Source organism: Micromonospora sp. NPDC049523 (assembly GCF_040676775.1).
In the GTDB taxonomy this organism is placed as follows: domain Bacteria; phylum Actinomycetota; class Actinomycetes; order Mycobacteriales; family Micromonosporaceae; genus Micromonospora_G.
Window position 1 is genome coordinate 322,198 of the sequence record NZ_JBFAPP010000004.1, and the last position, 13,628, is coordinate 335,825.

General features: G+C 69.8%; 5 protein-coding genes and 1 pseudogene. 4 read left to right on the plus strand and 2 right to left on the minus strand.

Annotated features, from left to right (window positions below; translation table 11 throughout):
- Positions 1-4 precede the first annotated feature (4 nt).
- On the plus strand, positions 5-934 hold the full coding sequence (locus AB0J90_RS08235; RefSeq protein WP_363593469.1) for a tetratricopeptide repeat protein: 930 nt from the start codon (positions 5-7) through the stop codon (positions 932-934).
- A 199-nt stretch (positions 935-1,133) separates the two neighbouring features.
- A pseudogene (locus AB0J90_RS08240) lies at positions 1,134-2,039 on the plus strand (arginase family protein); the annotation flags it as partial.
- Between the two features lie 821 nt (positions 2,040-2,860).
- Here AB0J90_RS08240 and AB0J90_RS08245 read toward each other — a convergent pair.
- A complete protein-coding gene (locus tag AB0J90_RS08245; protein ID WP_363593470.1) occupies positions 2,861-4,825 on the minus strand; it encodes a penicillin-binding transpeptidase domain-containing protein in 1,965 nt (654 codons plus the stop codon).
- Positions 4,826-5,119: 294 nt separating this feature from the next.
- Here AB0J90_RS08245 and AB0J90_RS08250 point away from each other — a divergent pair, with 294 nt between their 5' ends.
- Both AB0J90_RS08250 and AB0J90_RS08255 read left to right on the plus strand, forming a co-directional pair.
- On the plus strand, positions 5,120-10,189 hold the full coding sequence (locus AB0J90_RS08250) for an NAD-glutamate dehydrogenase (RefSeq protein ID WP_363593472.1): 5,070 nt from the start codon (positions 5,120-5,122) through the stop codon (positions 10,187-10,189).
- A gap of 328 nt (positions 10,190-10,517) precedes the next feature.
- A complete protein-coding gene (locus tag AB0J90_RS08255; RefSeq protein ID WP_363593474.1) occupies positions 10,518-11,144 on the plus strand; it encodes a hypothetical protein in 627 nt (208 codons plus the stop codon).
- 67 nt (positions 11,145-11,211) lie between these two features.
- Here the strand turns inward: AB0J90_RS08255 and AB0J90_RS08260 are convergent, their stop codons facing one another.
- Positions 11,212-13,515 carry an esterase-like activity of phytase family protein gene (locus tag AB0J90_RS08260; RefSeq protein ID WP_363593476.1) on the minus strand — a complete coding sequence of 768 codons (2,304 nt, stop codon included), beginning with the start codon at positions 13,513-13,515 and terminating at the stop codon, positions 11,212-11,214.
- Between the last annotated feature and the right edge of the window lie 113 nt (positions 13,516-13,628).

The window sequence follows — 13,628 nt, forward strand, 5'->3', positions numbered from 1 at the left end:
AACCATGAGCGACCCACGGATCACCTCGTCGATCTTCACCCGCGGCGCGGTAGACCTCGGCGCGCTGCGCAGCGCCGCCCAGCCGACCGCCCGACCCGCCGGCCAGCCGCCGGCCACCCCGTCCGCACCCGCTGCCGCGCCGGCCGGCGCCGCAGGTGGAGGTGGGGTCACCGTCATCGACGTCAGCGAGGCGACGTTCCAGACGGAGGTGCTGGAGCGCTCCCTGACCACGCCAGTCGTGATCGACTTCTGGGCCGAGTGGTGCGAGCCGTGCAAGCAGCTCTCGCCGGTGCTGGAGCGGCTGGCGGTGGAGGGCGGCGGCGCCTGGGTGCTCGCCAAGATCGATGTCGATGCCAACCCGCGGATCGCGCAGATGTTCCGGGTCCAGGGCATCCCGATGGTCTACGCGGTGATCGGCGGCCAGCCGGTGGACGCCTTCTCCGGCGTGGTGCCCGAGGCGCAGCTGCGGCAGTGGCTCGACGCCGTACTCAAGGCCGGCGGGGTGGCGGTCGACACGCCCGAGGATCCCCGACTGGGTGAGGCCGACGAGGCGCTCATCACCGGCGATCTCGACACGGCCGAACGGGCGTACAAGAAGATCCTTTCGGATGCACCGGCGGACGCCGCGGCCGAGGCCGGCCTGGCCCACGTCGCGCTGGCCCGCCGGGTGACCGGGGTCGACCCGAACGCGGCCATCGCCGCCGCCGAGGCCAACCCCGACGACGTACCGGCGCATCTGCTGGCCGCCGACATCGAGGTGCTCTCCGGCCAGGCGGAGCAGGCGTACGCGCGGCTGGTCAGCCTGATCCGGCGCAGCTCGGGCGACGACCGCGAGGGCATCCGCCGCCACCTGCTCTCCCTGTTCACCGTCGCCGGACCGGACGACCCGGCCGTAGCCGGAGCCCGCCGGGCGCTGGCCAGCGCGCTGTTCTGACCGGTGCCCGGTCGGACGGCCGGCCGGGGTGTGCCGGGTAACGGTTGACCATGGAGCGTGAAAAGTCTGACGAGGCAAGTGCGAAATGCCTGACCCTGGGTGCGGGAAAAGTGTGATCACATGGGTTCGGAAGGCCTGACCAGGTGAGTACGAGCTGCGTACCGGTCGGCACCGGGGTCGGGAACGAGGACGGGAGCCCATGATGCGCCGGATCGCCGTCCTCGACGCACCCTCGAACCTGGGCCTGCGTCCGCCCACCGCCACGTCCGTGCCGGGGTGCGCCAAGGCACCGGGGGCGTTGCGCGACCAGGACCTGATCAACCGGCTCGCCGCCCGTGACGCCGGCTGCCTCACCCCGTCGCGGTACGACCCCGGCGACTGGCGCCCCGGCGACGGGGTCAGCCACGCCGGGGCGATCGGGGCGTACTCGCGGGCGCTGGCCGACCGGATCGGCGCGATCATCGACCGGGGCGAGTTCCCGGTGGTCCTCGGCGGCGACTGCTCGATCGTGCTCGGCTCCGCGCTCGCCATGCACCGGCTCGGCGAGGCGGTCGGCGGCCGGATCGGGCTGGTCTACGTCGACGGCCACTCCGACTTCCGGCACCCGGGCAACGCCTCGTACGTCGGCGCCGCCGCGGGCGAGGGCCTGGCCCTGGTCACCGGGCGCGGACAGCCCGACCTCGCCTCGATCGAGGGCCGCCGGCCGTACTTCCGGGACGTCGACGTGGTGGTGCTCGGCATCCGGGCCCAGGACGAGTACCGACTCGACCTGCAGGCGGCCGGCATCGTGACCCGGCCGGTGCCGACGCTGCGCGCCGAAGGGGCGGCGCGTACCGCCCAGTGGGCGCACGACCAGCTTGCCGACTGTGCCGGCTACTGGGTGCACATCGACGTGGACGTACTCGACCCGGCGGTGATGCCGGCGGTCGACGCGCCCGACCCAGGCGGGATCGCGTTCCCCGAGTTGGAACTGCTACTCGCCGGACTCGTCGACACCCCGCACTGCCTCGGTGTGGAGATCACCGTCTTCGACCCCGACTACGACCAGGACGGCGCGTACGCGGCCGAGATCGTCGCCACCCTCGCCGCCGGTCTGGCGCCGGTCGCCGCACCGGAGACGCCCCCCGCCCGGCTGCTGCCGGCCCAGTCCTCGGCCACCGGCCGTGGCGGCCTGCGCCCGATCCGCAAGAACTCCGCCGGTACGTCGTCCGGCGCCCGTACCCCGTCCGGTACGTCCTCCGCCGTGCGGCCCTCGGCGAGCGCGTTCGGACCGGTGAGCGCGCTCGGCGCGGACATGCTCGACACCGCCGTGGAACGCCACCCGTCGTCCCGCTCGCCCAAGTCACCGAACGCCCTGCGGCGCGGGCTGTCGTCGGTCGCCGGAATGGGCGTCGACGACGCGCCAGAGCCCTCTGCAGCCATCGCGCCACCCACGCCGACCGAACCACCTGCGGCCGTCGATCTCCCTACGGTCGGCGAGCCGCCCCCGGTCAACGAGTCGTCGCCGGTGAGTGAACCGGCGCTGGTGGTCGAGCGGGCCCCGACTATCGAGGCGCCGGTCGTACTCGGGCCCGTCGCCCGGCCGTCCGGCATGCCGCTCTTACCCACCGGTCCGGCGACCGAGCCGCACGGCGATCCAGACCTACGGCGTGAAGGCGCCGGCCGAGGCAAGTCGCGGCTCGACCGCGACGAGACGCGGACCGAGGCCGCTACGCCACCGGAACCCCGTGCACCGGAGCCGGTCGGTCCCCCGCCGTCCGCCGGACCGGGCCGACTGCGCCCTACTCCATCTCCCGACCCACCCGCCTGACCGCACCCCACCGCTCCGAACCTCACTAATACGGAGAATGAGGGGCTATCCAAGCTGGAATAGCCCCTCTTCCTCTGTATTTGGTCCCGGGGACGGGGAGGTGGGGTGGGGATGGGTCAGCGGGCGGCCAGGTTGCGGAGGAAGCGTTCGGCGATCGGGACCGCGGTGTCACCGCTGCCGCCGCCCCGCTCGACGAAGACCGCGAACGCGACGTCGCCCTGCCAGCCGACGAACCAGGCGTGCGTGTTGGCCGGGTTGTCGTCGTACTCCGCGGTTCCGGTCTTGCCGTGGACGGGTGCGCCGGGAACGTCCTTGAGCGCGGTCGCGCTGCCGACGGTGACCACTTCGCGCATCATGGTCCGCAGCGGCTCGACCGAGCTGGCCTTGAGCTGTGGCCCGGCGGGCGCGGGTGCGGCGGGTGCGGGGTCGAGGACCAGCTTCGGCTGCTGCCACTGACCCTTGGCAACGGCGGCGGTGGCGGCGGCCATCGCGATCGGGCTGACCAGGTTGGTGCCCTGGCCGAAGGTGGCGGCGGCGCGCTCGACGGCCGAACCGCCGGTCGAGATCTTGCCGCTGAACGCCTCCACGCCCAGCTCCCACTTGGCCTCCAGGCCGAGGCTCCGGCCCGCCTCGGCCAGCCCGGTGTCACCGAGCTTCGGCGCCAGCGCGGCGAACGCGGTGTTGCACGACTTGGCGAAGTCGGTACGGAACGGCACCCTGCCCAGCTCGAAGTCGTTCGAGTTCTTGAACGACCGCCCGTCGACGGTGAAGTTCTTCGGGCAGTCGACCGGACCGTCGAGGCTGACCGCGTTCAGGTCGAGCAGGCCCAGCGTGCTGACCATCTTGAAGGTCGAGCCGGGCGGCACCTGGGCGGTCAGGGCCAGATTCTCGGTGCCGCCACCGGGGCCGTTGGCGGCGGCGAGGACCGAGCCGTCACTGATCCTGATCGCCACCAGGGCGGTACGGTGCGGATCGGCACCGAGCGCGGCGTCGGCGGCGTTCTGGGTCTTGACGTCGAGCGTGGTCTTCAACGGCGTACCCGGCTTCGGTTCGATCCGGTACAGCTCCTGGTCGGTCGGGGCGAGTTCGCCCGCTGGGTTGCGCCGACTGATCACCACGGTGCCGCCGGGGGTGCCGCGCAGCGGTTTCTCGTACTGGCCCTGTAGGCCGCCGTGGCCGACCAGGTCGCCTTCGGCGTACACGCCGGGGTTGGCGTCGAGGTCGTCCTTGAGGGCCGGGTCGACCGAGCCGAGCAGGGCACGGGCGAACTCACGGGTGGGCGCCAACTCGCGCTGCTCCTCCCGGAACTTCGTCCCCGGCAGGTCGTAGATGCGCGGTTTGATCTGCTGGTACGCCTCCTTCCGGAGACTCACCACGTCGACGAAGGCGTCCGGTTTGGCCTCCTTCATCCGGGCCGGCAGGTCAGCGAGGTCGATCGGTGGGTTGATCGCCGGCCGGATCGCCTTGAACGCCTCGTCCAGGTTCTTGACCAGGCCCGGTACGTCGGTCACCTCGCTCGGCTGCACGCCCACCAGCACAACCGACCGGGCCGCGACGATCGGCTGCCCGGCGCCGTCCAGGATCTGGCCGCGTGGCGCGCCGACCCGCCGTACGGTCAGCGTGTCGCCGGCCGTCAGCTTCTCCTGCGCCACCCGGGGTTCCCAGATGACCCGCCAGTGGTCTTCGGTGTCACGCTTGAGCCGTACCGTCGAGGGGTAGGCCCAGTGGGTGCCACCGGGCAGGGTCCAGTCGATCGTCAGGTTCGCCGTCGCGGCGTCCTCGCGGACCTGCGCCTTACCCTCACGGCGCAGCTTCGCGGTCAGTTCGCCGGAGAGCAGCTTGATCTCCTCGGCGACCTTGGCGCCGGTTACGCCCTGCCCCTGCGTGTCGACGAAGCGGAGTTGGTCGAGCTTTCCGTCCTGCCATCCGCGCAGGAAGGCGTCCACCGTCTGCTCCGGCGAGTCGGATCCCGAGCAGCCGGCCAACAGCCCGGCCACCAGGCCCAGCCCGGCGAGCGCGGCGACGACCGGTCGGCGGCGGCGGGTGGACGTTGCACGGATGCGGTGTTCGTACGGGCGCATGTGGCGGCGGCCACCTTTCGGTCGTTCGTCCCCGATTCGATCCCTGAAGGTAGTACGCCCGCGCCGCTGGTGGTGGTTGCGTGCCGGGTTCGCAGGCAACCGAGATCCAGGTGTGATGACCTGCTGAGTGGGGGTACTCAGGAACACCTGTGCTCCGTACCCACAAGGGGTGAAAGGGCGAAGTCGCGATCCGGACGTCCGGTGCGTCGGTCCGCCGATCAAGGGGTGAACCGGCAAGGCATAGGCTGGGCGCAGAGTGACCCACAACGCGGTGGGTCGAGGGGAGTGGCACCGATGGACCGGCGTCCGGCGATTAAGTTTCCGGAGTCCGATCTCCGGCAGGTCGATACCGGCCGGGACGACAACTTCGATCCCACGAGCGACGACGACGGCCACGGCCCTCGTGTCGAGGGCGGGGTTACGGGTGCCAGCGTCGACACCCTTTACGATCTGGGACTGCCACCGGACGCGTTGACCGACGACGTCGAGGACGCCGATCTCGACGAGCCGGTACCGAACGCGGAGCGGCTCGTCGCGCAGGCGGTGGCGCTCGCTGGTAACGATCACGACGTGGCCACCCTGGTCGACCGGTTCTGGCGGTTCGCGCCGGACGAGGAGCTGATCGGGTTCACCGCCGCGGAGATGCTCGCCGCCGCCCAGGCACACCGTGACCTGGCCCAGCAGCGGGTGCCGGGCGAGCTGAAGCTACGCATCCACGAGCCGGCCCCGGAACAGCAGCACACCGTGATCGAAATCGTCACGGACGACATGCCGTTCCTGGTCGACTCGGTGACGGCGCTGCTCACTGCCCAGCACCTCGACCTGCACATGCTGATCCACCCACTGGTCGTGGTACGCCGGGAGCCGCTCGGCCGGCTCGCCGAGGTCGCCGCCGACGTGGAGCCGGACGACGCGATCGACGGCGACGTGGTGGAGAGCTGGATGCGGATCGAGATCGATCCGGTCCGGGACGCGGCTGCCCGCGACAAACTCCGCAGCGAATTGCAGCGGGTGCTCACCGACGTGCGCGAGGCGGTGGAGGACTGGCCGAAGATGCGGCAGCGGGCGCTCGCGCTCGCCGACGAGTTGGCCGCCGCCCGTACGTCGCAGACCCGGCCGCCGGTGCCGGAGAAGGACATCACCGACTCGGTGGAACTGCTCCGCTGGCTGGCCCACGAGCACTTCACCTTCCTCGGTTACCGGGAGTACCGGCTGGTCGACACGGACGGCGCGGACACCGCCGGTGCCGAGCAGGCGCTGGAGGCGGTGCTCGGCACCGGTCTGGGCATCCTGCGGCAGGACTCGACGGCGCCCCGGGCGCTCACCTCGATGACGCCGGAGGCGCACGACAAGGTGCTGGAAAAGCGCCTGTTGATCATCACGAAGGCGAACTCACGGGCCACCGTGCACCGGTCCGCCTACCTCGACTACATCGGCTTCAAGATCTTCAACGACGCGGGTGAGGTGGTCGGCGAGCGACGCTTCCTCGGCCTCTTCTCCACCTCGGCGTACCGGACCAGCGTCCGGGAGCTGCCGGTCGTCCGCCGCAAGGTCGCCGAGGTGCTGGACCGCTCCGGGCTGAGCCCGCGCAGCCACTCCGGCAAGGACCTGCTCCAGATCCTGGAGACGTACCCGCGCGACGAGCTGTTCCAGATCAAGACCGACGACCTGTACCACGCGGTGATCGGCGTACTGCGGATGGCGGGGCGCCGACAACTGCGGCTGTTCCTGCGCAGGGACGGTTACGGCCGGTTCATCTCCTGCCTGATCTACCTGCCCCGGGACCGGTTCACCACCCAGAACCGGCTGCGCATGCAGGAGATCCTGCTGCGTGAGCTGAACGGCATCGGGGTGGACTACACCACCCGGGTCACCGAGTCGATGCTCGCCCGGGTCCACTTCATCGTCCGTACCGATCCGTCGAACCCGCCCGGCGGGGTCGACGCGGACCTGCTCGCCGAACGGCTCGCCGACGCCACCCGGCTCTGGGACGACGACTACCGCCTCGTCCTCGAACGCAAGCTCGGCGACGAGCAGGCCAAGCGCCTGTTCAGCCGGTACTCCGACGCCTTCCCCGAGGGCTACAAGGACGACCACACGCCGTACGAGGCGATGAAGGACCTGGCCAAGCTCGAACTGCTGGAGGAACCCGGCCAACTGGCCATGCACATGTTCCGCAAGCAGCGCTCGCCCCGGCCGGGCAGCGGTGGCGTCCCCTCCGACGAGGAGTTGGAGGTCAGGTTCAAGGTCTACCGGTACGGCGAGCCGATGGTGCTCTCCGCCGTCCTGCCCGTGCTGCACTCGCTCGGCGTGAGCGTCGTCGACGAGCACCCGTACGAGGTGGACCGGGTCGACGGCCGGATCTACCTGTACGACTTCGGCCTGCACCTGCAGGACGGCGCACGCGACCTCGCCGAGGTACGCCCACACGTGGAGAACGCGTTCTCCGCCACCTGGCGCGGCGAGGCCGAGGTGGACGGCTTCAACGAGTTGGTCCTGCGCGGTGGCCTCACCTGGCGGCAGGTGGTGGTGCTGCGGGCGTACGCGAAGTACCTGCGCCAGGCCGGCACGGTCTTCTCCCAGGAGTACATGGAGTCGACGTTCATCGCGTACCCGGAGATCGCCGGCCTGCTGGTCCAGCTCTTCGAGGTCCGGTTCTCGCCGTCGTCGCAGCTCGACGCGAGCCAGCGCGAGGTGCAGAGCAAGCAGTTGGTGGAGAGCATCGGCGACGCGCTGGACGAGGTGACCAGCCTCGACCAGGACCGGATCCTGCGCTCGTACCTGACGCTGATCCAGGCGACCCTGCGGACCAGCTTCTACCAGCGGGCCACCGACGGGCGCCCCAAGGCGTACGTGGCGTTCAAGCTCGACCCGCAGGCGATTCCGGAGCTGCCGGCACCCCGCCCGAAGTACGAGATCTTCGTATACTCGCCCCGGTTCGAGGGTGTGCACCTGCGGTTCGGGCCGGTGGCCCGGGGCGGGTTGCGCTGGTCCGACCGGCGCGAGGACTTCCGTACCGAGGTGCTGGGCCTGGTGAAGGCGCAGATGGTGAAGAACGCGGTGATCGTGCCGGTCGGCGCCAAGGGCGGCTTCGTGCTGAAGCAGAAGCCGGGGGACCGGGACGAGGCCGTCATCTGCTACAAGGAGTTCATCTCCGCCCTGCTCGACGTCACCGACAACCTGGTCGGTGGGCAGATCGTGCCACCGCGCGAGGTGGTCCGGCACGACGGCGACGACCCGTACCTGGTGGTCGCTGCGGACAAGGGCACCGCGACGTTCTCCGACATCGCCAACGAGATCTCGGTGTCGCACGGCTTCTGGCTGGCCGACGCGTTCGCCTCCGGCGGTTCCGCCGGTTACGACCACAAGAAGATGGGCATCACCGCGCGTGGTGCCTGGGAGTCCGTCAAGCGGCACTTCCGCGACATGGGCATCGACACCCAGAGCCAGGACTTCACCGTGGTCGGCGTCGGTGACATGTCCGGTGACGTGTTCGGTAACGGGATGCTGCTCTCCGAGCACATCAAGCTGGTGGCTGCGTTCGACCACCGACACATCATCCTGGACCCGGATCCGGACCCGGCGGTCTCGTTCGCCGAACGGCGGCGGCTGTTCGACCTGCCGCGCTCGTCGTGGGAGGACTACGACACCAGCCTGATCTCCGAAGGCGGCGGCATCTTCCCGCGTACGTCGAAGACGATCCCGGTCACGCCGCAGGTACGTGCGGTGCTCGCCCTCGACGAGGGTATCGACAGCATCTCGCCGCAGGACCTGATGAAGGCGATCCTGACCGCACCGGTCGACCTGTTCTGGAACGGCGGCATCGGCACCTACGTCAAGGGTGCCGCCGAGTCGAACGGCCAGGTGGGCGACAAGTCCAACGACGCGATCCGGGTCGACGGCAAGGCGCTGCGCGCCAAGGTCGTCGGCGAGGGCGGCAACCTCGGCTTCACCCAGCTCGGCCGGATCGAGTACGCCCTGGCCGGCGGCCGGATGTACACCGACTTCATCGACAACGCGGCCGGGGTGGACACCTCCGACCACGAGGTCAACATCAAGATCCTGCTCGGTGCCGCGGTCGCGGACGGCGAGCTGACCGTACCCGAGCGCGACGAACTGCTCGCCGAGATGACCGACGAGATCGCCGAGCACGTGCTCCGGGACAACTACGACCAGGCCCGCGCCATCGGTAACGCCCAGGCTCAGGCGGCGTCGCTGCTGCCGGTGCACCGCCGGATGATCAGCGACCTGGAGAAGTCCGGTGCGCTCAACCGGGCGCTGGAGGCGTTGCCACCGGACGAGGAACTGGCGGTACGGACCGAGTCCGGACTGACCGCGCCCGAGTTCGCGGTGCTGCTCGCGTACGTGAAGATCGTGCTGGAGCGGGAGATCCTGGCCGACGGCCTGCCGGACGAGCCCTGGACGGCCGACGTGCTCGCCGGCTACTTCCCGAGCCCGTTGCGTGAGCGCTTCGGCAGCCGGATGGCCGACCACCGGCTGCACCGGGACATCGTCACGACCGTGCTGGTGAACGAGGCCGTCAACCGAGGCGGCATCTCGTTCATCTACCGGGTGGTGGAGGAGACAGCCGCCTCCGCGGCCGACGTGATCCGGGCGTACGTGGTGGTCCGGGACGTGTTCAAGCTGCGCGAGATCTGGGCCGCCGTCGAGGACCTGGACAACAAGGTCCCGACCGAGGTGCAGACCGGCGTCTACCTGGACACCCGGCGACTGCTCGACCGGGCGGTGCGCTGGCTGGTCACCAACCGGCGCTCGCCGATCGACGTACCCGCCGAGATCGCCCGGCTGCGCGACGGCGTCTCCCGGCTGCTGCCGGAGCTGGACCAGCTCTTCTGCGGTTCGGAGCGGCAGGCGTTGGACGCGCACGTCGACCTGCTGATGTCGCGCGGCATCGAGCGTCCGCTGGCCCAGCAGGTCACCCGACTGATGTACAGCTTCGGTCTGCTCGACGTGGTGGAGACCGCGGCGACCAACGGCCGGGACGTCGCCGAGGTGGCCTCGGTCTACTTCGTCCTCTCCGACCGGTTCCGGGTCGACGCGCTGCTGTCGAAGATCTCGCTGTTGCCACGGGAGGACCGCTGGCAGACCCTGGCCCGGATGGCGCTCCGCTACGACCTGTACGCGGCGCTCGCCGCACTCACCGCCGAGGTGCTCCACTCGACCGCCGACTCGGTTCCGGCCGAGCGACGGGTACGCGAGTGGGAGGAGTCGAACGCGACCTCGATCACCCGTACGGAGAAGGCGATGGGCGAGTTCGACGAGTCCCGTTCGGATCTGGCCGCGTTGTCCGTACTGCTCCGCCAGATCCGTACCCTCGTCCGCACCTCCGCCGCCAGTAAGTAGGCCCCACACCGCACACGCCTGACAACTGCACAGTTTCAGTGATTGAGTGGTTATCCCGTCGCGGATAACCACTCTTTCTCTGTATCTGTTGTCGGGGCTGACCCGGGTGTCGGGTGTGCGAGGTTTTTGGGCTTGATCAACTCTCGTCGGAGGCGGGTTGGCGGAATGTTGGCGGGCTGGGGGTGGTTATACATCGCGTACGACCGGAGCAGCGCCGGGGTTGTGTTCTCGCCTCGTGCCGGCTGTGGCCTCGTATTTCTTCCCGAGTGCAGCGCCGCTTCCCCCTGTGTGCGCGTGCTTGGTACCCCCGATTGGAAGGTGAACCATCGTGAAGACGACTTTCACCGCTGTTACCAAGACTTCGTTTGTTCGTAAGACCGCTCTGGGTGTTGCCAGTCTGGCGTTTGTTGGTGGTGCGGTTGCGGGGCCTGTGGGTCACGTGTTCGCGTCCCCGGCTGAGCATGCTGCCCCGGCGATGACCACGGTCGCGCAGGTGACGGCCGACAAGCCGGGTATGGACAAGCTCGTGCCGCATGGTACGCAGGGTGCGCAGTCGAGCATCGACCTGAGCAAGGAGCAGCTCGCTAACGCCAAGGCCATCACGGACACGGCGAAGAAGCTGGGTATGGGTGAGCGTGGTGCGGTGATTGCGGTTGCGACCTCGATGCAGGAGTCGAAGCTGGAGAACCTGGGTCATCTGGGTGACATGAACGACCATGACTCGCTGGGTCTGTTCCAGCAGCGACCCAGTTCGGGTTGGGGTTCGCCGGAGCAGATCACGGACCCGACCTACGCTTCGACCGCGTTCTTGAAGAACCTGAAGCAGGTTGATGGTTGGCAGGATATGCCGCTGACGGATGCGGCGCAGAAGGTTCAGGTGTCGGCGTTCCCGGATGCGTACGCGCAGTGGGAGAACCAGGCCGCGCACATCGTGCAGGACGTCTGGACCAAGTAAGCAACAAGCCAATGGCCGGGTCCCGTAGTTCGGGGACCCGGCCATTGGCGTCTGTCGAGTACGGGACCTATCGCTGGTCGAAGACCCGCTTGCTCGTACCGAGGTGCAGGAACACCGTCTCACCGGTGGCGTCCTGGACCGCGTCGTTGTCGGTGATCGCGTAGACCTGACCGTCACCGGCAACGGTCATACCCTCGAGCTTCTCCTGGGTCCAGCCGTTCGTCGCCCGCAGGTCGGGCAGCACGTCGTACGCCAGGGTCTTGGGCAGGACCCGCAGCGGACCCGGCGCCGCGGCGGTACGCGGCAGGTCCACGGTGTAGATCCGCTTGATCTTGGCGGCCGGACCGTTGAGCTTGTCCCGCTCGATCACCGCGAGCTTGTCGCCGACCACGGTGATCTCGGAGAGGCCGATCCAGTCACCGGCCGTGCTGGTGCTGGCCAGCCGGTAGCCGAACCAGCTCCAGGTGCCCGCCGACACGTCGTAGCGACCGAGCCGGACAGTGCCGGCCGGGTCGGTGGCGACCTCCCGCTGCAGGGCGGCCCAGACCACCTCGCGGCCACGCGAGTCGGTGGTCGCGGTGACACCCTCGAAGCCCTGCTTGGCCAGGCCGGCGGCAACCTCTGCCGGCAGTTCCACCACCTGCTGGGTCACGCCCTTGCGGTCGAGCCGGACCAGCTTGTTACCGGCACCGGTGGTGCCCTCGACGGCGAGCCAGAAGCCACCCTGCGGGCGGGCGTAGATGCCCTCCGCGTCGTAGCCGACCGGCTTGCCGGCGGCGTCCGAGACGGTCAGCGCGGTGGTGATGACCGCTGGCGTGCTGGTCGGGTCGACGGTGAGGATCCGGGTCGGCGTGTACGCGGCGTCGGTGACGCTGTAGAGCAGGTGCGACTTGCCGGGTACGGCCGACAGCGCGCCGAGCGCACCCCAGCCGATCGGCGCCTTCGCCTTGTCGGCGGAGACGATGGTCGGGAAGGCGGGCTTGCCCTTGCCGAGCTGGTACACGGTGACCGAGGCCCGTACGCCGACCTCGGCGTCGTCCTCCTCGCTGGAGATCGCGAGCAGGTTGCGCCCCGGGATCGGCAGCAGTCCCTCCGGACCGTTGGTGGCCGGCAGCACCTGCTTGAAGACCGGCTTGGTCGGCCGGCTGACGTCGTAGACGGCGACGAAGTTGCTCCGCTCCGAGCCGACGAAGGCGTACCGGACGCCGTTGTACTCGGCGATCGCGACACCCTCCGGCTCGGTGCCCTTGTTCTCCGCGCGGTCCTCGTTGTGCAGGCCGTACGTGACGGCCAGCCGCTCGAAGCTGTTGCCGGCGTCCCAGGCCACCCGCCCGGTACGGCCGTCGAAGACGGTCCAGCCCCGGGTGCCGCCCCGCCAGTCGCCCTCGTTCGCGGTGGCCAGGTAGTGGTTGTCGATCCACGCCACGGCGTCGGGCTCGCGCGGGACGTCGGTGATCGAGCCGGTCAGGTCGATCGCGCCGTCCTCGACCGTGTCGATGCCGCTGACCGAGGCAGTACCCGCGCTGAAGACGCGGATGATCCGACCGGTCGGCAGGTCGACGATGGCAACGCCGTTGTTCTCCTGAAGGGTGACCGCGACCTCGTTGTCTCCGTTGATGGAGACGTACTCCGGTTCGGGGTCGGTCGGTGCGGCGAAGCCGGCGCTGACGAACGAGGGCAGCGCCTGGCCGTCGGCGGCGGTGAACGCCACCGGCCGGGTCTTCCAGCGGCTGGGGTTGTTGCCGGCCAGGTCGACGATCTGGAGGAAACCGGCCGGGGCCTGCGGCAGGTCACCCTCCTCGCCTCCGGGCGGGGCCACCTCCTCGTCGCGCTCGTTCTCGATCGCGATGGCGGCGTACCGCTTGTCCTTGCTGATCGCGATGGAGTCGGGCTGGCCGCCGAGGTCGAAGCTCGCCACCCGCTGCCGGGTACGCAGCGCGATCACGTCCAGCCGGCCGGACGGTGCGGTGAAGCTCGGGCTGGTGTTCACCACGACCAGCACGTACTGGCCGACCACGGCGACCGAGGTCGGCTCGTCTTCCGCGTCGCCGAGCTGGTCGAGGGCGAGGGTGCCCAGGCCACGGGGCTTGTCGGGGTTGCTCAGGTCGAGGAAACCGATCCGCCGGGCCAGCGCGTCGGTGTAGATCAGCGTCCGGCCGTCCTCGCTGACCGCCGAGATCTCGGCGACGGTCGGGGTGGCCGGGTCCTCGCCCGCGGGCCGGTTCTGGAACACCGGGTAGGTGGCGGTCCGGTCGAACGACAGCGGTTGCCGGTCGGACTTCTGGTGCGCGGTGGCCGCTCCCGCACCGCCGAGGGTGCTGGCGGCGACGGCCGCGACGGTGAGCGCCGTATATAGCTTTCTGGCAGGCATCAAGTCTCCGTTGCTGCTCGGGTCCCGACCATGGAAGTTCGCACGGGCAGGCGAGCGGTAACGATCTCGTGGGTGAACAGTGGGCGAAGAAAGTCGATCCTGGTCCGGCCCCT

Excerpts from the sequence above, each read along its gene's own strand:
- AB0J90_RS08235 (WP_363593469.1), top strand. The coding sequence starts at position 5 with ATGAGCGACCCACGGATCACCTCGTCGATCTTCACCCGCGGCGCGGTA.
- AB0J90_RS08245 (WP_363593470.1), bottom strand. The coding sequence starts at position 4,825 with ATGCGCCCGTACGAACACCGCATCCGTGCAACGTCCACCCGCCGCCGC.
- AB0J90_RS08250 (WP_363593472.1), top strand. The coding sequence starts at position 5,120 with ATGGACCGGCGTCCGGCGATTAAGTTTCCGGAGTCCGATCTCCGGCAG.
- AB0J90_RS08260 (WP_363593476.1), bottom strand. The coding sequence starts at position 13,515 with ATGCCTGCCAGAAAGCTATATACGGCGCTCACCGTCGCGGCCGTCGCC.